The sequence below is a fragment of the Aneurinibacillus soli genome, from assembly GCF_002355375.1.
Lineage (GTDB): Bacteria > Bacillota > Bacilli > Aneurinibacillales > Aneurinibacillaceae > Aneurinibacillus > Aneurinibacillus soli.
The window spans coordinates 2,007,920-2,029,276 of the sequence record NZ_AP017312.1 but is presented as its reverse complement, the minus strand read 5'-3'; the positions used below and the strand labels follow the sequence as shown (position 1 = coordinate 2,029,276).

25 protein-coding genes are annotated in these 21,357 nt (G+C 45.1%); 8 read left to right on the top strand and 17 right to left on the bottom strand.

Features of this window, described 5'->3' with window-relative positions:
* Positions 1-80: 80 nt before the first annotated feature.
* Complete coding sequence (locus tag CB4_RS10275; RefSeq protein WP_096465614.1) at positions 81-1,019, bottom strand: transglutaminase domain-containing protein; 939 nt, start codon at positions 1,017-1,019, stop codon at positions 81-83.
* Between the two features lie 299 nt (positions 1,020-1,318).
* Positions 1,319-1,957 carry a hypothetical protein gene (locus CB4_RS10270; protein ID WP_096465612.1) on the bottom strand — a complete coding sequence of 213 codons (639 nt, stop codon included), beginning with the start codon at positions 1,955-1,957 and terminating at the stop codon, positions 1,319-1,321.
* A gap of 453 nt (positions 1,958-2,410) precedes the next feature.
* Here CB4_RS10270 and CB4_RS10265 point away from each other — a divergent pair, with 453 nt between their 5' ends.
* Entirely contained in the window at positions 2,411-3,652 is a 1,242-nt protein-coding gene (locus tag CB4_RS10265) for an MFS transporter (RefSeq protein WP_231956217.1), read from the top strand.
* A 145-nt stretch (positions 3,653-3,797) separates the two neighbouring features.
* Here the strand turns inward: CB4_RS10265 and CB4_RS10260 are convergent, their stop codons facing one another.
* The 3 genes from CB4_RS10260 to CB4_RS10250 all read right to left on the bottom strand — a co-directional run bounded on the left by CB4_RS10260 (position 3,798) and on the right by CB4_RS10250 (position 5,164).
* On the bottom strand, positions 3,798-4,040 hold the full coding sequence (locus tag CB4_RS10260) for a YlzJ-like family protein (RefSeq protein WP_096465608.1): 243 nt from the start codon (positions 4,038-4,040) through the stop codon (positions 3,798-3,800).
* The gene (locus CB4_RS10255) at positions 4,037-4,810 is read right to left on the bottom strand and encodes a ClpP family protease (RefSeq protein ID WP_373681382.1); all 774 of its coding nucleotides are present in this window, start codon (positions 4,808-4,810) and stop codon (positions 4,037-4,039) included. The genes CB4_RS10260 and CB4_RS10255 overlap by 4 nt, the downstream gene beginning before the upstream one ends.
* A gap of 132 nt (positions 4,811-4,942) precedes the next feature.
* Positions 4,943-5,164: a hypothetical protein gene (locus CB4_RS10250; protein ID WP_096465606.1), complete on the bottom strand. Its 222-nt coding sequence runs from the start codon at positions 5,162-5,164 to the stop codon at positions 4,943-4,945.
* Positions 5,165-5,385: 221 nt separating this feature from the next.
* Here CB4_RS10250 and CB4_RS10245 point away from each other — a divergent pair, with 221 nt between their 5' ends.
* Positions 5,386-5,982 carry an undecaprenyl phosphate transporter UptA gene (locus CB4_RS10245; protein ID WP_096465604.1) on the top strand — a complete coding sequence of 199 codons (597 nt, stop codon included), beginning with the start codon at positions 5,386-5,388 and terminating at the stop codon, positions 5,980-5,982.
* An 80-nt stretch (positions 5,983-6,062) separates the two neighbouring features.
* Here CB4_RS10245 and CB4_RS10240 read toward each other — a convergent pair whose 3' ends face one another.
* Complete coding sequence (locus CB4_RS10240; RefSeq protein ID WP_096465602.1) at positions 6,063-6,284, bottom strand: hypothetical protein; 222 nt, start codon at positions 6,282-6,284, stop codon at positions 6,063-6,065.
* 196 nt (positions 6,285-6,480) lie between these two features.
* Here CB4_RS10240 and tlp point away from each other — a divergent pair, with 196 nt between their 5' ends.
* Both tlp and CB4_RS10230 read left to right on the top strand, forming a co-directional pair.
* Positions 6,481-6,690: a small acid-soluble spore protein Tlp gene (gene tlp / locus CB4_RS10235; protein ID WP_096465600.1), complete on the top strand. Its 210-nt coding sequence runs from the start codon at positions 6,481-6,483 to the stop codon at positions 6,688-6,690.
* A 161-nt stretch (positions 6,691-6,851) separates the two neighbouring features.
* Complete coding sequence (locus CB4_RS10230) at positions 6,852-7,046, top strand: hypothetical protein (RefSeq protein WP_096465598.1); 195 nt, start codon at positions 6,852-6,854, stop codon at positions 7,044-7,046.
* A 529-nt stretch (positions 7,047-7,575) separates the two neighbouring features.
* Here the strand turns inward: CB4_RS10230 and CB4_RS10225 are convergent.
* The gene (locus tag CB4_RS10225) at positions 7,576-7,911 is read right to left on the bottom strand and encodes a phage holin family protein (RefSeq protein ID WP_096465596.1); all 336 of its coding nucleotides are present in this window, start codon (positions 7,909-7,911) and stop codon (positions 7,576-7,578) included.
* A 191-nt stretch (positions 7,912-8,102) separates the two neighbouring features.
* On the opposite strand from CB4_RS10225, the gene CB4_RS10220 reads away from it, so the two are divergent.
* Entirely contained in the window at positions 8,103-8,441 is a 339-nt protein-coding gene (locus tag CB4_RS10220; RefSeq protein ID WP_096465594.1) for a DUF1516 family protein, read from the top strand.
* 94 nt (positions 8,442-8,535) lie between these two features.
* Here the strand turns inward: CB4_RS10220 and CB4_RS10215 are convergent, their stop codons facing one another.
* Positions 8,536-9,486 (bottom strand): CobW family GTP-binding protein, encoded by a 951-nt coding sequence (locus CB4_RS10215; RefSeq protein WP_146226657.1) that lies wholly within the window; start codon positions 9,484-9,486, stop codon positions 8,536-8,538.
* 113 nt (positions 9,487-9,599) lie between these two features.
* Here CB4_RS10215 and yidD point away from each other — a divergent pair, with 113 nt between their 5' ends.
* The 3 genes from yidD to CB4_RS10200 all read left to right on the top strand — a co-directional run bounded on the left by yidD (position 9,600) and on the right by CB4_RS10200 (position 13,096).
* Positions 9,600-9,824 (top strand): membrane protein insertion efficiency factor YidD, encoded by a 225-nt coding sequence (yidD, locus tag CB4_RS10210; RefSeq protein ID WP_096465590.1) that lies wholly within the window; start codon positions 9,600-9,602, stop codon positions 9,822-9,824.
* Positions 9,825-9,952: 128 nt separating this feature from the next.
* Positions 9,953-11,308 (top strand): S-layer homology domain-containing protein, encoded by a 1,356-nt coding sequence (locus tag CB4_RS10205; RefSeq protein ID WP_096465588.1) that lies wholly within the window; start codon positions 9,953-9,955, stop codon positions 11,306-11,308.
* A 12-nt stretch (positions 11,309-11,320) separates the two neighbouring features.
* Complete coding sequence (locus CB4_RS10200) at positions 11,321-13,096, top strand: hypothetical protein (RefSeq protein WP_096465586.1); 1,776 nt, start codon at positions 11,321-11,323, stop codon at positions 13,094-13,096.
* Between the two features lie 60 nt (positions 13,097-13,156).
* Here CB4_RS10200 and CB4_RS10195 read toward each other — a convergent pair whose 3' ends face one another.
* From CB4_RS10195 to CB4_RS10155, 9 genes are all read right to left on the bottom strand, one after another.
* The gene (locus tag CB4_RS10195) at positions 13,157-14,038 is read right to left on the bottom strand and encodes an ABC transporter permease (protein ID WP_096465584.1); all 882 of its coding nucleotides are present in this window, start codon (positions 14,036-14,038) and stop codon (positions 13,157-13,159) included.
* The gene (locus tag CB4_RS10190) at positions 14,035-14,961 is read right to left on the bottom strand and encodes an ABC transporter ATP-binding protein (protein ID WP_096465582.1); all 927 of its coding nucleotides are present in this window, start codon (positions 14,959-14,961) and stop codon (positions 14,035-14,037) included. Before CB4_RS10190 ends, CB4_RS10195 begins: the two co-directional genes overlap by 4 nt.
* Positions 14,962-16,725 carry a hypothetical protein gene (locus CB4_RS10185; protein WP_096465580.1) on the bottom strand — a complete coding sequence of 588 codons (1,764 nt, stop codon included), beginning with the start codon at positions 16,723-16,725 and terminating at the stop codon, positions 14,962-14,964. It lies immediately after the preceding gene.
* Positions 16,726-16,727: 2 nt separating this feature from the next.
* The gene (locus CB4_RS10180; protein ID WP_096465578.1) at positions 16,728-17,276 is read right to left on the bottom strand and encodes a helix-turn-helix transcriptional regulator; all 549 of its coding nucleotides are present in this window, start codon (positions 17,274-17,276) and stop codon (positions 16,728-16,730) included.
* A gap of 276 nt (positions 17,277-17,552) precedes the next feature.
* Positions 17,553-18,923, bottom strand: a complete 1,371-nt coding sequence (gene dsdA, locus CB4_RS10175; protein WP_096465576.1) for a D-serine ammonia-lyase — start codon at positions 18,921-18,923, stop codon at positions 17,553-17,555.
* Positions 18,924-18,970: 47 nt separating this feature from the next.
* Positions 18,971-19,291 carry a DMT family transporter gene (locus CB4_RS10170; RefSeq protein ID WP_096465574.1) on the bottom strand — a complete coding sequence of 107 codons (321 nt, stop codon included), beginning with the start codon at positions 19,289-19,291 and terminating at the stop codon, positions 18,971-18,973.
* 26 nt (positions 19,292-19,317) lie between these two features.
* Positions 19,318-19,662 carry a DMT family transporter gene (locus CB4_RS10165; RefSeq protein WP_096465572.1) on the bottom strand — a complete coding sequence of 115 codons (345 nt, stop codon included), beginning with the start codon at positions 19,660-19,662 and terminating at the stop codon, positions 19,318-19,320.
* Positions 19,663-20,547, bottom strand: coding sequence for a Cof-type HAD-IIB family hydrolase (locus tag CB4_RS10160; RefSeq protein ID WP_096465570.1), 885 nt, complete (start codon positions 20,545-20,547; stop codon positions 19,663-19,665).
* 25 nt (positions 20,548-20,572) lie between these two features.
* Positions 20,573-21,355: a DeoR/GlpR family DNA-binding transcription regulator gene (locus tag CB4_RS10155; RefSeq protein WP_096465568.1), complete on the bottom strand. Its 783-nt coding sequence runs from the start codon at positions 21,353-21,355 to the stop codon at positions 20,573-20,575.
* Positions 21,356-21,357: the final 2 nt, after the last annotated feature.

The window sequence follows — 21,357 nt, the reverse complement described above, 5'->3', positions numbered from 1 at the left end:
GATTTATACGCACATGCGTACGCCTAGTATATCACAGCAGAACGCGACCGTCATCGCTACATGCTCTCTCATCATTCTGTCTATTTCTTGCCTTTTTCCATGCTACGCAATTCCTGGCGCAGAGCCGCACCCTCCTGAATTTTCGCTTCCATATCCTCATAAAACGCACTCCGCTTCGCGTCCTTTATACGAAGTGCTGCAAGTGTCTGCACATATGAAGTGGAGGCACGTGGAAACTTCCCTGTCTTCCATGTGTGATCTGCTTTCATCTGGTTATCAGATAGATTGTAGTACATGTATTCTACAGATCCTTTCTTATCCGGCACCGGATCGTCCCATGTACAATCGAGGTGATACCATTTTCCGTCTAATTTGACGAGATTCCACGCATGTGGCTCTGTCTCGCCTGTCCCGCTTGACGCATCACCACTGATGATCTGATTCTCAACACCCGCCTGGGCCAAAAGCCTGTTTGCAAGCTGTGCGTAGCCGTTGCACACCGTTGTGCCTGATTTAAGAGCATCATACGCTGAATACCGGCTCAGACTTTCATCGTAGGCCACCGTAGAAACGATATAATCGTGAATGGCCCGTACTTTTTCATGTGCATTCATTCCCGGCTTGATAATCGAAGCGGTGATTTTCTTCACCTGAGCTGTTACATATGCTTCCTGCTGGGCCGTTGTCTGATATTCCATCGTGAAAAAAAGTGTAACTTTATTATTCCGCTCGATTTTCGCTCCTATCTGATAGCTCTCCATGGAATGATACAAATATTGATCTTGATTATAAATCTCTTCAAGAGCCTGTTTGACAAGTCCTTCTATTTTATACACCCCCGGCCCTTGAAAAACGAGTTTGAAATTCGTGTCCCGATTGGTAAGGTGCTCGTGGACTGATGTTTTGAGCTGCTCGTACGCCTTTTTATTTTTTGCTTCTACGGCCGCTGATGCAGTCGGTGCACTTCCTAATAAAAGAACCAAGCTGAGAAACAGTGCCGCTGCTTTTTTTATCCCCACTTTTTCCTCCCTGTTTTCTCCCTCTGAGAAATGATGTTCCCAAATTTTAGATTCTACAAAAAGATAGTGAACTCCTCTTCTTGTTTTTTATTGTTTTGATGAATACATAACAGTGAACCCGAGTTACAACCTCCTCACCACCCTTTCTGAGCAAACTAAAAAGAGCCTCGTTTGGAGACTCTTAGTCAAAAATATTGGCATACGTCAAAATAGTGACAAGCGGAAAAATCCAGATTAACGGAAGCGCATTTCACAATAACGTGTACAATAACCCATCCCGTACGATCTTAATCATCTTCCTAAGCAGTAAATTCTGAAAATATTTTATGCTTTATATCACAAAATAGATGCTCAAGCTCTACACCTGTCTTAGAATAAATCTTCTCTTTTTCTTTTAATATAGAAAAGCCCGCTTTTATATATAGCTTTTCCAATATCCGTTTTTGTCTTCGAAACTCTTCCTTACTAGCTCCCTCCATTTTAAAGGGATAAGCAATAAGCATAACCCCATCTACTTCAAGTTCCTCCTTTAACTCTTGAAGTAGTAGCCAAATATATGGTCTAGCGAATCCTGTTCCCCTATACGGTGTAAAAATCTCGAAATGATGTAAATATGCTATTCTTCCTTTTAATTTTAATTGGTTTGTATCCATCCAAGAGAATGTTTTTTGCAGACCGTATAAAGCATAAAAGTTCTTTGGATCACTTTTATCAAGACAATATGAGAGATAATCAATCTTCGACCCGGAAATCAATTCTTCGTCAAAAATAATCAATTCCGCTCTCCCCATATTCCTAGTCTCTCGCACTGATTCGCTGACAATATGACCTTTTAATTCAACATTTACTACAACAAAATGGTCTAGTTTTGTCGTAAATTTTACAGACAACGTTACTGTGGTAGTATCTTCTGGATTATCGCGTCCAGCACCCAACATATTTCTCATCTCCAGACACAAAATATTTCAAGAGATTTCATTCTACTTCTACTTTGTGTGAGAAATATGTTAAATAAGCCTTTATCATTTCATAGTTTCCCACAGTTTGGCTTGAGTGCACATTTTTAGCCCATAGCAAACAACTCCACCGTCCAAAAGGGCTTAACTTCAGCCCTTCCAGCAAGATTTCTACCTAATAAACTTCACAACCTACAATTGATGGCACCGAAATTTGAATTAAATAAAACTAGACGAAATATATAAACGTCTAGTTTTATTTATTGACTAAAAACAAACATAATAATAATATATCTATAAAACAATAAACAAAAATGATAAAGATCTATATTTTTAATGAGTATGGAGATCATAAAGAGGCTAGAAGGAGGAAAATACCGCCACTGTCATGCATGAGAAATTAGCGATAACACAGGAAGAAAAGAAAGGTGTGGAATGATGAATAGCAATCAACCTGCAAAAGTAAGCCTTTTCCAAAACCGATTTGTCCGGACGATTTTGTTGTCCAACGTATTGCTACAAATCGGTATTTGGATACGAAATTTTTCGATTTTACTGTTTGTAATGGAGCAGACCGGCAATAACCCTTACGCGGTCTCGCTCATTTCCGTAGCGGAATACGCCCCGATCTTTCTGTTTTCCTTCATTGGTGGTACTTTCGCAGACCGATGGCGCCCTAAGCGAACGATGGTTTGGTGCGACATGCTGAGCGCTGCTTCCGTGTTTGCCGTCTTCACTACACTCTTGTTCGGGTCGTGGAAGACTATATTCTTCGCGACGCTCGTATCAGCGATATTATCTCAGTTTTCTCAACCTTCAAGCATGAAGCTGTTCAAGCAGCATGTGCCAACCGAGCAGGTTCAACAAGGAATGGCGCTACTTCAGACAAACATAGCGGTTTTCATGATATTGGGTCCGGTATTCGGTTCGCTCATTTTTCAGTCGTTTGGCATTCAAACGTCGATTGTTGTAACAGGCATCGCCTTCCTCTTATCCGCTGTCGTACTAACGCGACTGCCGGATGATCATAGCAATGTCCAAGAGAAGGCTTCTACTGGATTTTGGCAGGATCTCGGTGACGGTATTCGATATGTGAAGTCCAAATACGTATTGACCGCTTTAGCAGGAACGTTTGCTGCTATCGGACTCGCAAGTGGTGTTACGCAGCCGCTCGGCGTATTTTTGCTGACGGAGCGTCTCAACCTGCCGAAGGAGAATCTGCAGTGGTTCATGATGGTAAACGGCGCTGCGATGCTAATTGGGGGCGGTCTGATCACCGTCTTGTCGAAGAAGGTCGCGCCGCAAAGGTTGCTGGCTATCGGCATGCTGGCAGATGCGATCGCGATGGCGGCGATGGGGTTGTCAACCTCAATCGCGCTGACGATCGTCGCACAATTCATGGTTGGCTTTTTCTTCCCATGCTTTATGATCGGTATCAGCACGCTGATTTTGCAAAATACAGAGCAGTCGTTCATTGGCCGCGTCAATGGAGTGCTGAACCCGTTTTTCTTAGGAATGATGGTCATTTCGATGAGCTCGGCAGGATGGCTTAAAGACAAGTTTTCGCTTCTTGTCGTATTTGAAGCGGCAGCAGCCGTGTTCATCATCGGCCTCCTGTTCATCATCCCGCTGTTTAAGCTAAAAGAGCCAGGCGAACAGAAGCATACGATGGCATAACCTGACAAAAGTAAGAGCAGATTTCAGAACAATTAGGGCACGGCAACACCTCGATCACGCTTGGAACATGCTCGCATGTTCTCCCGATTATTATGCGGTTAATATTCAAACTCACACAAATGGAAAAGCGGGAAACCCTTTACTATCAAGGGTTTCCCGCTCCTTCTCCAAACTGCGGACGGAAATAAATTTTTTGTCCGGGTGCATAACTTGGGTTCATATAATCGTATGGATTCGGGCTGATTAGCCGGACAATCCGGGCTTCGTTCACGCCGCACGGTTGTACAAGCATCGTCAACCCGTTCAGTTGCACTTCAGTATTCTCATATGATTCCGGGCTGTCATTTTGAAAAATCAACTCCAGCGGCATCGCGGAATAGATAATCATTGGATCACCTGCTCCTGACCCTCCACCGGGCGGTTCGCTTCGATCCGTTTGCGCAGCTCCGCAATCGCCTGGCCGAGTCCGCCTACTTCATCAATCAGCCCGTACTCTACCGCTTTCGTACCGACCACATTCGTGCCAACATCGCGACTAAGCTCCCCGACTTTTAGCATAAGTGAGCGGAACTGCTCTTCTCCTACCTTTGAATGGTTGACCACGAATTTCACGACGCGGTCCTGCATTTTTTCCATATATTCAAAGCTTTCTGCAACCCCGATGACAAGACCTGTCAGACGTACAGGATGAATCGTCATCGTTGCAGTTTCGGCAATAAACGAATAATCCGTAGAGACCGCAATCGGCACACCAATGCTATGACCCCCGCCTAATACGAGTGATACCGTAGGCTTCGAGATCGACGCGATCATCTCGGCGATCGCAAGCCCCGCCTCCACATCACCGCCTACTGTATTTAAAATCAAAAGTACACCTTCCACGTTCGGATTTTGCTCGGCTGCTACAAGTTGGGGAATAAGGTGTTCGTATTTCGTCGTTTTGTTTTGTGGCGGCAGTTGCAAGTGACCCTCAATCTGACCGATGATCGGCAGGCAGAAAATACTGTTCTCTGACATCGTCGGTACATTTGTCTGACCGAACTGCTGAATCATCTCGGTAATAGCCTTGCGCGGCTCCTGTCCCGGAGCGGGGTCCGGAGCTTTCTCCGGAGTTTGCGGCATCGGCTGGGGTTCGAATTCGTTCATTTGCTCTCGCATACTTAGCAGACCCTCCTCTATAAGTTGGCTCTTTCTAGTATGAGACAGTTTCAGTAAATCATGCATTCACGTATGACATAAAAAAAGCCGGAAACAATCATCCGGCTTTTTTTTATGGCATACGTGTAGCTTCTAGTGGCGAAGAAGTCCTTCGCGCACAAACTGTGTAATCTTATAGACAGATACATTCGTCGCATTGGCCACCTGCATGGCATTAGCCCGGGGATTTTGAAGCAGGTATGCGCGTACTTTGCGGTATGTATCTACCTCAGCATCCGACTGCATCCCATACAACGTAGTGGACTTTGTTTCGAAGCCAGGCTTTTCTAACACGACAGTCTGCTGCTTTTTCATTGCCACTCGCCTCCTGCTTTCATTATAGTTAACTTTATTATACCTGTTAAATTTTTGATACAAAATAGAGCAATGGACACCATGCCCTTATTACCCTTCTATTAAAATGAAAGAGGTAAATAGATGTATATAACGTTCCGACAGTCCTACTCCTAACCTTATCCTTGTCGAAGGTTTCATTGCGCAGTACAATGTAAAGTAGCAAACAAGGAGGAGGAGTCATGCAACAATTTGTTCATTCCGTACTTATGTTCTTAAGTGATCTCGGCTATTTCGGCATTGCTATCGGATTAATGCTTGAAGTAATCCCGAGTGAAATTGTACTCGCTTATGGAGGATTTCTTGTCTCCCAAGGTTCTATCACATTCGTAGGTACCATCATCGCTGGCACGATCGGTGGCACAATCGCCCAGTTATTTTTGTACTGGATAGGCTACTATGGCGGACGCCCGTTCCTTGAGAAATATGGAAAGTATTTTCTCATTCACAGCAAGCAAATCGACCTCGCAGAATACTGGTTTAATCGATACGGTGTCGGCGTAATTTTCACCGCCCGCTTTATTCCCTTTGTTCGTCATGCAATTTCGGTTCCCGCCGGTATTGCCCGCATGTCACTTACCAAGTTTACGTTGTATACGATACTTGCGGTTATCCCGTGGTCCATTCTGTTCGTAACACTTGGCATGCAGCTTGGTGCACAGTGGGAACATATCAACGAGAAAGCTGCTCCTTATGTACAGCCGCTAATCTGGATTGCGATCATCGCTACCGTATTATACATACTCAACATCCTTCGTAAAAAACGGAAAAATGCCTGATTACTTTCCTTACGAAACAAGGCCCCTCTGTCCAATTTGGACAACAGGGGCCTTGTTCGTATGACTGAGGCTGGATGCAATTACAAATGTTCTGTCCAGGCTGGCAAGCGGCCGATTCGGTCCACTTCTCGCCCGTATGAAGCCAAATAAGCATGACGTGCTTCTACTTCGATCGGACGCCAGCCCCAGCATACGGCTTGTTTCGGCGTCTTCTGCAGTTGTTGCAATTCCTCCAAAAATAAGCATTGATTCGTATTCTCACATATCCACCAACAATTGTCGCACGTTCGCGGATCTTGCATCCCCGCTCCCCCTCAGCCTTTTTGTTATTTTACAACTTATGTAAGCTTATTATAACGATGAATACACATCCTAAAAAATGCAAATTTTGCATTTCCATCATCTGATTTCGTTAGCGTTGCATACGTTTTCTTTCGTTGTTGCACAATAGTCTCGGATGCAGTCTGCATCTACATTCCTTGTAAGGGGGCAATTTCGATGGCGAAACCAGATAACCGTCAGGACAACGTGCAAAAACTACAGGAAATGATCCAAAACACGATTGGGAATATTGAAGCCGCAGAAGAAACGATGAGCAATACCCATATGAGTGAAGAGCAGCGCCAAAAAGTCGAAGAGAAAAACGAACGCCGCCGCAACAGCATCGAATCCATGCGTAGTGAAATTAAGGACGAGGCACGCAAATAGCTTTTTTCTGTCTTCAGTGAGCCGGGTTTACCCGGTTCACAATTTATACATATTTGAAAACGAAACCAACACTTTCATGCCTATAGACTTTATTCATCGGATAACGTACGATAGAAGCCGTGCATGACTATGACTTTGCAAAAAGAAAGGTGTTTACACGTATGAAAACAATTCGTGACGTTCTGTGCTCTGGTGAACCGGTAGAACTGACGGATATTTTTGATGACCGATTTGAATGGAATATTGCGCTGAATCTGGCTGATTTTCTCGATCAGCATGAGGTTCACTACAATGGAAAACAACTGACAAAAGAAGAAACTCGTGTGATTGCGCAGAGCCTGAAGCTTATGGCGTAGTCTTCTTCATACAAAAACAGGAGCTGTCCCGTGGGTCAACGGAGGAGCTCCTGTTTTGTGTTGGCGTAACAGCAGGCTGTATTGTGCTTTTGTGGAATCGAGTGACTTTGGTGGTGGGAGTCGAGAAGAGAGAAGCCGTTCGCTTCGGTACGCTTGGCTGGGAAGTGTAGGCTGGCCGCTCCAGGAGCTCAGCGAACTCGCCCGCAAAAGAGGACCCACGATGTTTTTTCACAGAAGAATTGCGGGCAAAGGCCCGTTCGCCGTTCTCCTTCCGCTAGGACACAAACGTACAGGCGCTCTCTTGCTTCTCTCTTCTCTCCTCCCAAACAAAGTTCCGATTCAAAAAAACAAAACAACCTGCAGGGCGAAGCCGCACAAAACTTGCGCTTGCTGGTTGTCTGCCCAAACTGTGTCTGGAGCGGCCCTGATTTTGCTTCCCTGCAAAGCGTACCAAAGTGACGAGGCCCCGCCCGCTCCCGCTCCTCCACTACACTTTGGGAAGCACCAACCACCAAGCCCCACGTTTGTGTTATTCCAACACCGCATACAACACGCTGCTCACAATCGACAGCACAATGGAGCCAAAAAAGGCTGTGAAAAATCCGCTGACATGAAAACCACTGACCAGATGCCCGGCCAGAATGAGCATGGCCGCATTAATGATAAGTGCAAAAATGCCAAAGGTCAAAATCGTGATCGGTAAGGCTAACAACTTCAAAATCGGACGCAGAATGGTATTGATCACGCCTAGTACAAGAGCAGCGATAAACGCAGCACCGACTGTATCAAACGAGATTCCATCAAACATCCAGGCGACGATCAACAAAGAGATCGCCGACAATACCCAGTGCCAGATCCATCTCATCCCGTCTCCCCCTTTCTTTTCCTCTTCTATATTATACGTGAGTGATCAATGTCCGTTTCATACTTTTCCCCTTTCTACCCGCCTACTCTCTCCCGCGCTGTAGTGTAGCACATCAAATAAGTGCTCTTATTTGCAAGGGCAATACGGCAGGTGTATAGTGAAAGGGATGTTACGAAAAGGACGTGATTAACATGATACATATTCACACCGGATTATGGGCTCTACTCCTCGTTTTGTTCGTTCTAAGCTTTGTTATGCTGCGCATAGGAAATGAGCGTGGGTACAACATCCTTCATATGCTAGCACGCCTCATCATGCTACTTGTCGTTGCCAGCGGTTTTATGCTTGTTTCTGCCTACAACTTCATCCCGATTACGCTTTTGAAAGGCGCACTGGCGATTGTATTGATCGGGATAATGGAGATGATCTTGATCCGCACGCATAAAGGCGAACGCAACGCTACACTATGGGTGCTGTTTATCATTGACCTGCTTGCTGTCATGTATATCGGCTATGTAAAGATTGGATAACAACCAGGAGAAGGGATGGTCTCAACTGCCATATTACGGCCAATGAGACCGTCCTTTTTTTCTGCAAGACTGAACTTCACTTTGGACAGGCATATCACTGCGCCGATCTCGCCGCATCCTCAAGCTCAGTCAGCGCCTGCTCGATCCTATCCGTATCCAGGTTATCGCCAATAAACACGAGCACATCTTCACACGGACGGTCGCTGTTATACGGAATAAGCATCGGTTCGCCGTATGCGTACTGGAATAAAAACAAGCGCGGTGTATCTGTCACATGAATAAAACCTTTGGCTCGATACACGGTAGGCGGCAAGCTGCGCATCCAGTTTTCAAATGCCATACGCGGCAGCGCACTGCACAAAAAACGAGTATACGTGCGCAGATGCAAATGCTGGTGAACGTGCGTCTTCTCATGGGGCTGATCCGTCCGATAGCGCGGTAGCGACCCGGTTATGATACCGGTGTCAATCTGTGCATACGATGTAAAGCTGTGTATCGCTTCCGGCTGGAATGATTTTATGGTTTTAGCCGCCGCTAATCGTTCCACTTCTGTAAGTCGATCTTGCTTCGTGCCAATGATGATATCCGCGTACTTTGCATGCGCTTCAAGTAACTGCTTCACCGGCTTTTTTAGTTCCTCTCGGTTTTGCCACTGCTTCATGTCGATCACGCCTACGATCGCACGCATATCATACAGCGGTGCAAGCGACGGATGCGTGCAGGCGTCGAGCACTTCAAGCGGATGCGCGGCTCCCGTCGCCTCGATATATACGGCGTCAAGCTCATACGTCTGCGCCATCTTATATAGCTGCATCGTTAGTTCTCCCTGTATGCTACAACACACACAGCCATCAAGTAGTTCCGCAAGCGGCATGCCATCCGGTATGTACGCTGAATCAATGCTAATCTCGCCCACTTCGTTCATAATGACTCCAATCCGCCGCCCTTGCTTGCTCTCTGCTTCTAGCAGGCGAGCGAGCAACGTGCTTTTCCCGCTACCGAGAAATCCAGCGAGCATATACAATTCAATTCGTCCCGATTCCATATATTTCGTTCCTTTCTTGCAGATGTAGTACAATTATACCTCTTCAAAGTGATCATTCACCATGCATCCTGTATAATGAATCATATATTTTGCATCAGAGGAGCAGCTATGCTATGAAAACCATTCTACTGTTTTTGATTCGGGCCTATCAACGGGTTCTCTCTCCGCTCCTGCCACCTTCGTGCCGCTTCTACCCGTCCTGCTCGCATTATGGATTGGAAGCGATTCAACGATTCGGAGCGCTCAAAGGCGGCTGGCTTACAATAAAGCGAATTCTGAAATGTCATCCGTTCCACCCCGGTGGCATCGATCCAGTGCCCGAAAAAAAAGAAAGATAACTGTCAAATGGTAGCGAGTCCCGCACAGGCGGTGACTCACTTTTCTTCTAATCTATATTTTCCTTTATCGAAAAACGATATATAATAGAGATAAAATATTCCAGAAAAACGGGGGTTTTCCAGCTATCATGAGAAAAAAATCAGCTTCACTCCTTCTTGCCGCGTGCCTGGCCACCAGCCTAGCCGCTCCCGTGTCTGCTGCTCGTTTCAGCGATACAAATGTTCCATGGATGAAAGATGCGATCGATAATATGGCAAGCATCGGTGCAGTGACCGGCTATTCGGATGGCACCTTCAAACCGACACGCCGCATTACACGCGCGGAATTCATCACGATGGTGAATAAAACATTCAACCTTACGGATGCGAGCTTCCAATCTACTTTTTCGGATGTATCAACTTCCAGCTGGTATTACCAGCAGGTCTCCCTCGCGAAAACATCCGGTTATGTAAGCGGCTATCCGGGTAATACTTTCCTGCCGAACCGACTGGTTACACGTGGGGAAGCAGCCGCGATGCTCGGCAAACTACTCGGATTTTCCAGTTCCGGAAGTACATCCTCCTCGTTTCTTGATGCCTCTGCCATTCCCAGCTGGGCTCGTACAAGTGTCAGTTCCCTTTCTGCCAAAGGTATTATGAACGGGTATAACGACCGGACATTCAAACCAAACAATTATATTACACGGGCAGAAGCGGCTGTACTACTAAACAAGGCACGATCATTTAGCCCGGTATCACCGGTACAGCAACCAACAACCGTCCAGAGCGGCATCTATGGAGCCATTACCCTTGACGGCAAAGCAGTACCATATGTCAGTGTCAAAGCATTTAAACCGAATACATACGATATAGAACGAGAATCATCCGTCAATTCCAACGGTAAATATACACTTGATCTTACATCAGGGACCTATAATCTGATTGTCGGCAAAGACAGCTATATCGGTTATGCCACAGGGGTTACAGGCAAAGCCAATCAGGCAACCGAAGCAAACCTTAGCATGACGCGTGGTGTCCGGCTATACGGCAAATTGCTTGATAAAGATGCTTATCCGATGCGGGATACGAAAGTTGCTTTTACGACCGGGGACCTCGCATTTACAGGTCGAACCGATTCCAGTGGATACTACAGCATAATCGTTCTGCCGAATCGTACCTACACACTGCGAGCGCTTGATCCGAGCAGTACATCTGGTGCATACAAAGACATTCAAACGGGTATTTCAAGCGGTTCGTATGACAAAACACTGTCCACCATAGGAATGGACCTTCCAAAACCGACTGTCAGCGCCACAGATTCCACGCAGCTTCTCAGTTATAAAGAGGTATCCGTCACATTAAGCGGTACAACAAATCCGGACAACTTCCGTGTATATGTGGAAGGGGAGCGGCTCTATTATTCAACTTCCAAGAAAAAATTCGTCGGTGTAATTAAAACAACACTCGCCGCAGATAAGATGACGGTTTCAATTGAAGGGAACTAAGGAGGAGACACCGTGGGAAACAAGAAAAAACGACTAAAAAAAACAGCAGCGGTGCTGTCTGCCGCTGCCGCATTTTGGACGCTCAGTATGGGCAGTGCGTCAGCGTATATTGATGCCTACATTACCAAGAACGGTGATAAAATTTACTATTATTCATTAAGTGATTTGCTTACTTCCTATAAATATTATCTGGCAGATGAGACATCAAATGACGGCAAGCTGTGGGAATACTTCACAAAAAGTAGTGGTTCTATTGTTGCCGTGCATGACAGCTATCGCGGTTATCTTGATTATACGAAGACAAAAAGTGCCTATACAACTTCCATGGACCTGGATTACTATACCGAACATCAGGCACCACTATATGAATCTGTTTTAGGAACTGCGATAAAACCGTCCTGGACTTCAAGCGGTATCCGGGAAGACGGTACAATAACCCTTTCAAACAGCGGAAACCTGATCGTTACAAGCGCCACTGTAAAAAGCGCAACAACGGTAGACGTGGAACTGTCTGACACACCGTCTCAAACTCCAAGCGCATCAAGCTTCAATGTCATAGCTGGCGGTCAGACAGTTACTGTCTCCAGTGTGGCAAAAGTCGGAACAGAGACACGAAAGTACACCCTGACAATCCCTACCCTGACCGGCAAGGAAGGTCTACTTACGGTGAACGGACGGACAGCCTCTTTGATGACAAATTCCGATTTCAGCTATGACTATAAAGCTCCGTCCATTTATACAGCAGAAGCGTTAAGTGCATCTCAGGTTAAAGTTACCTTCACTGAAAAAGTAGACAAAACGACAGCCGAAACACTTGCAAACTATACGCTGCAAAAAGCAAGCGGAGATGCATTAGATGGCGCTCCATCCGGTACGAAAACCCCGTCCTCTGCTGTGCTTCAGTCTGATGGCAAAACGGTGCTGTTAACGGCACTAGGTACATTTGTTGCTGGAACTAATGCCAACAAAGTGATCATTTCCAATGTGAAAGATACGAGTTCAAATGTAATAGCGTCTTCCTCTCCTGCCGAGCGTACATTTACAACCACTGCTGATACGACACCACCGCAGATCAGCCAGGCCAGCTATAACAAGGCAGACGGAAAACTGACACTTACATTCACAGAACCGGTTACGATTAATGCCTCGGACATGATCGAAATTTTGCGGGAAGACGGTACCTCTTTTTCTCCGAGAAAAACGCTGGCAGCTGTCACACCTCAGTCTAGCAATAATAATACTGTCTTTACATTCACTCTCTCAGATACAGAGCTAAAAAGTACCGAAACAGGCACGTTACGTGTAAAAATTAGCAAAGATGTATCGGGATTGGCCGCTGTTACGGACTTAAATCAGAATTCAGCTGCCAAAACAGGAGATTCTACTCCTGTCAGTGTAACCGTAACAGGAGACACTTCTTATCCTACACTTACGCAAGCCGGGTTTGATAAATATACAGGAATACTTACACTAACATTTGATAGAACATCTCAAATCATCAATCCAGCCATGGTAACGATTGCAGATGCGAACACAGCAAGCGGATTCAATCTATGGGTTGCTGGTATGCTGCCTAATAGCATTGCTAATCCGAATGTAACTCTTACTATTACCGGCCAGCCTCTATTAGATCTTAAGAACATGGCTCAGCCATACATCCTTATTCAAAAAGATAACGGTTCACAAAAAGCTATTGTAAATGTGTTCGGTAATTCCGCTACAAAAGATGGGAATGACATCAAGGTTAATCTTACGGTTGTTGATACAACCCCTTCTTCTACTCCATAGCACAAAACCCCGACCGCATCATAATGCGGTCGGGGTTTTTTCTATAACGTATATCCCTTATTACGGACGAATCTGAATGCGGCGAATGAGAAATGAAGCCAGTGCGAGAATGAGTACCGTAAGAATGGCATAAAACACAATAAATGTTGTATATGGATGGAACATCATCTCATGGATCGTCACATCCCCAATCATCCACTTCTCGTTCAGAAATACATACACCACTGCATTCACCGGGTTAATCGCCACAAGAAAATTCAACCAGTCAAACAGCGGATGTGTACTAATGTTCGCCATATGACCTGTCGTTTGCGCAGCTGCTTGCAAATCATCCTGTATCGAATCCATCATGATCCACGTGACAATCGATAGCAATGTCGTATACGCAAACACAACTGAATACGTAGCAACCGCTGCCGCACCGGTTCGCTTAATGAGCGTGGACATGAGCACTCCCATCGCGCCGATCGAAAGCATCGTAACGAAGTACACACCGAATGTCTGCATCATTTGCAATGGAGACACACTGCCGAACAGCAACACAAGACTGTACAATGGCATCGAAGCAAGCACGAGCAACATCATAAAACTAAGCGACGACATCCACTTTCCGATAATAATCTGCCAGGCGGACAAATTTGTCGTCAGAAGCAGCGATAACGTCTGACGTTCGCGCTCCCCACTAATGACACCCGCAGTCAAACCTGGTGTAGCAAAAATAATCAGGCCATATTGCAACGCCGACAAAAGCAGAAAAAATCCCTGCGAACTGGATGCCTGATAACCCGGCTGGTTTTTTGTAGAAAAATACATAACCGTAAATACAACAATCGCAAGTGCAGCCAGATACAAACTAATAATCCACGGTGTCTTTTGGGAACGCATCCGCACCCGGAATTCCTTGCTAAGCACCGGATTGACAAGCAACTGACGCATGTTCATGATCCCACTCCTTTCGTAATCTCCAGGAAGATGTCCTCGAGATTGCCTTCTGTCTCACCGAATGCGATGATTGGATACCCTTCAGCAAGCAGACTGGCGAGAAGCCCTGCCTGTTCTGCATCTGTCCCCGTAAATCCGGCAATGACATGACCGTCTTCTGCGACCACATTCGAAATTGACGATACAGCGCGTAGATGGGTAAGCAACTCTGCCTGACGTCCGAGCAAGCGGATCTTCAGCAGACGATGGCCGCGCATATGGCGGTCAATATCGGCGACCGTACCGGCTGCCACAAGCTGGCCCGCTTCGATAATGCCGATCGTATCACACATCTCCGCTAATTCCGGCAGGATGTGTGAGCTGATCAAAATTGTTTTGCCCGTGTCGCGTAGAGCCTTGACGATTTCCCTCATTTCGATACGCGCCCTGGGATCAAGACCGGATGCAGGTTCGTCCAGAATGAGCACCTCGGGATTGTGGACAAGACTTCGTGCTAAACCAAGACGCTGCTTCATGCCGCGTGAGAGCATATCCACATAATCATTCGTTTTGTGCGTCAAATTGACGAGCTCAAGCATCTGCGGAATGACGCGCTCACGCTCATTAACAGGCAACCCGTGACTTTCCGCATAAAAATCAAGATATTCATAAGCAGTCAAATTATCATACACGCCAAAGAAATCCGGCATGTAGCCGATCAGGCGGCGCACGTCTTTCGGATTCTTCACACAGTCATAGCCACCAACCCGTGCCATACCGCTTGTCGGAGCAGTCAGTGTAGAAAGAATCGACATAGCAGTTGTTTTACCTGCGCCGTTTGGGCCGACAAAGCCATAAATCTGTCCTTTCTCAATGGTCATCGTAATGCCCTTAAGCGCCATCGTACGGCCAAATTGTTTGGTTACGTCCATCATCTCAATCATCTACTTTATGCCTCCTTTCATAGTTTCTTGCTTCACAGTTGTAAGTTTTGCGTTTACTAATGTAAGATTTGTCGATTCATGGGCTGCTGACATACTCGGCTTGAGGACAGGTTCTTCGATCCAGCCGAGCACATATACATCTGGTGCCACATCCGGGTTGAAAGATTGGTTATATGCCATCTCAAGCAGTTGCACTTCCGGTGAACGTGTCATATCCTGCTCTTCTGTTCGCATATGCACAGGCAACAACCGCTTCCCTGCATCCGTCTGTAGGAATGGTCGATCCTCTCCTACCGCGGCAGCCGTCAGTTTTACCTGTATCGCCTCGCCTGGCGCAAGCTTCGCTACTTCCTGTACACCCTTACCACTTGCGATTCGAACGTCTTTTAGCGTATATTTCGTGTTGTTGCGTATCGTTCCCGTAATTTGATGGTTTCGTGCTTCTAATTCTCCGCTTATCGTTCCTGCTGCCGCCTCTCGTTGCTGTGCATATACAGTATGCATCGACCAGAAATCAGCCTGATGGAACTGAACACTTTTTCTATCTGGCTGCACACCAATGATTACATTGCCTTCTTCCGGCCTGCGCGGCGTATTGTTTCGCTCACCAACTGCAAATACGTCTGCCTGCCCCGGATACGAAAGTGTATAGTCGCCACCGTGCGGCACAAAAAATGTCGTAGCCTGTTCTACGTTCGCGTCCCCGTTTCCAAGCAAATTCACAAGTGATGCACTCTGCATTTTCACCTGATCTCCGTGCTGCCATCTGCCATACATATACACCGCACCGGTGACACCAAGCGCAAGCACCGGGATGAGTAGCCAATTCCATTCGCGTGCATTTCGCTTTTTCATGATATAAAATACGAGCGGTCCGATCAGTACGATATAACCGGTAAACAAAAGCGCAGCGAGGGGAACATCTGGAAGTGTAAGCGAGCGAATCTTCGATGCAGCTTCACTCAACCTATAGAAGTTTCCAACCGGATCAGTCCAGCCGACAGCTGGCTGACTGGCTCGTTTCACAACCGCTTCCCAGGCAGTAGCTTCACTCCCCGACCCTACGATAAGATACTGACCGCCTGCTTTTGTCCACAGATCAATTTCTTTTTGTAAGGATACGGGGAGACGCGCTGCCGTCTCTTTTGTAACCATCAGCACATCAATTCCAGTGTCCAAAATCCGCTCTGTCGGCATCATCTCAAGCGGTACTGCGGCCGTAGACAACTCCATGGGAATCGCATTATCCTTTTTTGGCGGTAGCGGCTTCGCTTTGAGGATTGCTTTCGTATCCGTATCGTTTCCGAGTACAACAACGATACGATCATGCTCCCCCCTCCCCGATATCCCATGCCCTTCAATCGGATACTTCACGCCGCTCACATCACCCTGCACCCACTGGACGTAGGAGTTACGTACCTGGTTGACTGCTTGACCAACCGCCTGACCGTGCACGCGGAACGTCACCCGCTTGCTCTCGCCTTTTTGCAGTTGCACATGATTGATGTATGTACCATCAAATTGACTCGAATTCTGCAGATGTAGCACGACGTCGCCCTCTGCCGCTTGATCAGATACATTTTTTACGGTTACAGTAATCGGCACAATACTGTCCCAGTTAAAAATACCATCAAAGCCAACACTTACTTTCAATTCAACCGGTTCGAAAGCTGCTCGTACCGGAACTTGCCAGCTACTCCATACGAATAACAGCATAAGCACACCGATCCAGGTAAACTGCCTGCTCCGTTTTCGTCCTCTCATATTTATCTCTCCTTCTCTCTATTATCCCGTGCTATCTCTTCTAGCTCGCGCAAGCGTACCTGCGCCTCTTCCAGATCAGCTCCGTAATACTGCAGCGCATCCTCCCGATCGATAATGCGACAATGTCCGGTCAAAATATGCGATTGCAAGATATACACAGCCCCTTCCTGCTCATCCTTCCACCAGACGCGCCGCCCCATCGCCTTGTAGCGTGCCTGTGTCCGGGCACGGGAAATCCAGTCTGCCCCATTCTCGTCTCCCTGTTCAATGCCATCAAAAGCAGTCAGGCGCATCACCTCAAGTGCGGACTCTCCAAACATTCCTTGCATAATCTCACTATCGCGAAACAGTGCGCCAACGAGAGCCGCCGCCGTGAAGCCGAGCGTTTTCCGCTCTTTCTCTACCTGAACGAGCGTTTTTTTAGACAGGCCGAGCACATCTGCCATCTGTTCCTGTGTCAGCTTCGCTTCGGTGCGGATCAGCCGCACTTTTTCGGAAATCATCCGATCAAGCATGTCTTTCGTAAACTGCACAGGCTCGTGTCCGTTCATAACATTCTCCTTTCTTACGCGGTAAAATTTATTCTTATAGTGTAAAATTACACTTTTAGAGAGTAGAAGTCAATACAAAAAATAGGTTTGATCGATTTGGATCTGCCCAACGTGTAGTGGAGGAGCGGAGAAGGAAGTCACCTGTCACTTCGGTACGCTTTGCGGGGAAGTGAATCAAGTCCGCTCCAGATGATAGTCAAACGTGCCCACACAAATAGGCGCGAACAAAATTGTCCGCGCCGCAATGGCTGCCTAAAAAGAATTAAGCACGTTTTTTCAATTTTTCTTACGTGATAATTCCAATCCCTTTTTGCGATACTCTTCCATCGTTTCTGTAGGAACCATACTGCCGCCGGTAGCCCACATGATGTGTGTGGCATTTTTGATCCTGTCTGTTACGTGATGGTTTTGTAAATATTCTTGTCCCTCTTTCTCCTTAATCAACTGAATGGGACCAAATAAACCTGCCAATGCGGAAGGCTCTAGGTGAATATTTTCTGTATCAACCAATTCACTTAATAGCTTATACAACTCATCATCACTTACCGTATAACATCCGCTTAATAACGGCTCGATTGTTTTACCAACAAACCCAGATGCTCTTCCAACTGCAAGGCCGTCTGCTGCTGTAATATTGTCAATACCAAAATCTTGTACAGAAACTTTATCATGCAATCCTGTTGCTAAACCAAGTAGCATACACGGTGAATGGGTAGGTTCTGCGAAGAAACAATGTACATGATCTTGATATAGTAATTTCAAACCAAAGGCAACTCCCCCTGGACCACCGCCTACTCCACATGGAAGATACACAAATAGGGGATGATCTTCATCTACCGTTATATTCATATCTTCTACTTGTTTTTTTACCCGGGAAGCTGCTACTGCATATCCTAAAAATAGATTGCTGGAATTTTCGTCATCAATGAAATAACAATTTGGTTCGCTATTCGCATGTTTACGGCCTTCTTCTACAGCCTTGCTATAATCCTCTTCATATTCAATAACGGTTACCCCTTTGCTTCTCAGAAGATCTTTTTTCCATTTCTTCGCATCCGCTGACATATGAACCGTTACATTAAAGCCCATTTTCGCACTCATAATTCCAATGCTAAGTCCTAAATTCCCCGTTGATCCTACTGCAATTGAATATTGTGAGAAGAAGTTTCTGAATTGCTCACTATCCATAATTGAATAGTCATCTTGCAGTGTTAGTAGCTGGTGTTGAAGAGCCAGGTCTTCTGCATGTTTAAGAACCTCATAAATCCCGCCTCTTGCTTTAATCGAACCTGAAATCGGAAGATGACTGTCGCATTTCAACAAGAATCTACCTGGTAATTCCAGTTCATGGATTTCCTCTAAATGTTTTTGCATCGAAGGGATTTGAACGATAGGGGATTCAATAATCCCATTTAATTCTCTTGTTTCAGGAAAAACTTTAGCGATGTACGGAGCAAAACGTTTTAATCTTTCTTCTGCGTCTTTTACATCGTTTTCATTGAGTAGAATTTTTTCAATTCCTGTCTGAAACAATTCATATTTAGGGTTTGACCAAAATACTTCTTTTGTTGCAATTAATTCATTTAGTAAGGGATATTCTTTTATCCAATCTTGCACATATTTCCCTTCAATCTGAATGGTTCTCATCTTTTTCTCCTTTTCATAGCAACCTTGCTGTTTTTGCCCGGTTTTTCTCACTGGCCAGAAGTTATTTTAACACCAACAGCTCCTATTGTAATACAAGCAATCAAAACTATTCTTTTACGATCTTTCGATTCATTAAAGAAAATCATTCCGACTAAAACACTTCCAATCGAGCCGATACCAGTCCAGATTGCATAAGCCGTCCCGACTGGAAGAACCGTTAATGATAGAGAAAGAAAATAAAAGCTGACACTTCCAAACAAAAGACAGGCTACGGAAGGGGAAAAATTTTTAAAGCCTTCAGCAAGTTTAAGACTTATGACACTGCCAATCTCAGCAAAACCAGCAATAAGAAGAAAAAACCACGCCATCTACACATCACCTAACCTTGTACGCATCATTTCACTTCTTGTTGCACGTGGTCATCGTTTGAAATGATTTTCAGTCCAATTATTCCAACAATCATTAAAACAACAAAAAAAATTTTGAGCCAATTGATTGTCTCTCCCCAAAAGATCGCACCAATCGCTACCGTTCCTACAGTACCCAGACCCGTAAAAATGGCATACCCGGTTCCCACTGGAATTGAATGTAAAGCTTTGGACAATACAAAAAAGCTGAAGATTATTATTCCCACCGTGAGTATACTGGGTATTAATTCGGTAAACCCGTGCGAATATTTAAGACCTATAACCCAGACGATTTCTAAAAGACCTGCAATCGTAATGTAGATCCAAGCCATTTAAAGCTTCTCTCCTGCTGGAATCACGAAGCTCTCAAGATATTGGTAAATGGCATGGGCCACACCATGCTCATTATTTTTAAGAGTTGTCATTGTACAGACCTCTTTTATCTCATCTTGCGCATTTCCCATAGCTACACTGTATTTTACTTTCTGGAACATAGATAAATCATTGTTACTGTCTCCGATTGCCATCGCCTGATCTAAGGAGCGATTTGTCAAAGAAGCCAATTTTTCAAGAGCAATTCCTTTGGAAGTGTTTTTACTCGTAATTTCAATGTTATGATTGGCAGATGAAGCAACTGTTAGCACATCAAATGCTTCGAATTGTTTCCATCCTTCTTCTAATTTCCCTTGATCAAACGAACACACCAAAATATTATAAACGTCTTCCTCTTTTGTTAGGATATCTTGATAGTTTTCAACGAAAACATACCCGAACTGATCGAATTGTCTTTCCGCCTCTTCCACTACTTCTTTCATATCCGCATCTAAATCTGCATTTTTCAGCGTTTGAATCTCATTATAGAAATGTTCCCGTACTTGTCTAGGGGTATAAATTGCTGTGTCTGTAAACACTTCATAGTAATAATTCCGTTCGTCCAGCCATTGGAGAATCGATCGGACATGCTCTCTCTCTATCGTAGTAGCAGAAATACGCTTTTCATCTTTTGCATGAATCGTTGCACCGTTTGTGCCAATTACAATGGTAGAAAGCCCGGCCTTTTCACAAATTTTTCGCACATCAAAATAAGCCCGACCTGTCGAAATGACTACTTCAATGCCCTTCTCCTGGGCATCTCGAATTGCTTTTATATTTTCTTCACTAATTTCATTTTGATGGTTTAATAGTGTTCCATCCATGTCTATTGCAATTAAACTCATGTTGTCCGGCTCCTTTTATAGACTACTACGCTTCAATCCAATCGATTTCGTTTAATTTCGAGTGACTCTCCCATGTCTTTGGAAGTAGCTGATCGCAGACAATTACATCAACCTTTTCTAAAGGACAAACTTTGCAAAATGTATCAACACCTAATTTTGAATGATCGGCTACCATAATAATTTGTTTTGATGCATCGACCATAGTACGGGAAACTAATGCCTCATTTAAATGATAATTACTCACACCATTTTTAATCGAAACACCGCCCGCTGAAATGAATGCCTTATCGATATTGAATTGATTCAACATTTGCTCGGTGAGACGACCGCTTACGGATTGTTGTTTCGGATCAATTTGACCCCCCAGCAATAAAATCTCTCCTGTAAACTTTTTTTGGTTAAGAGATTCCGTTAATACGGCTGAGACAGGGATTGAGTTCGTTAAGATTGTAATATTATCTCTGTTCTGGATAGAACGAGCAAACTCAACCGTAGTTGTCCCTACATCAATGACAATTACATCTCCATCGGAAATGAGCTCGGCTGCTTTTTTACCGATTTTGATTTTCTCTGCTTGGTTTACGGTAGTACGCTGTGTAAACGGAGGTTCCCCGGATTGAAAAGTTGTTTTAATCGCTCCACCATAAACTTTTTTCAACAATCCACTTTCCTCTAGTATTGTTAAATCACGACGAATGGTTTCTTCTGAAACATTGAATTGTTTAGCTAGATCAATGACTTTTACCTTTCCAATACTTTTAAGTTCATTTAAAATTTCATGCTTTCTTTCCTCCGGCAAAATCAACATTT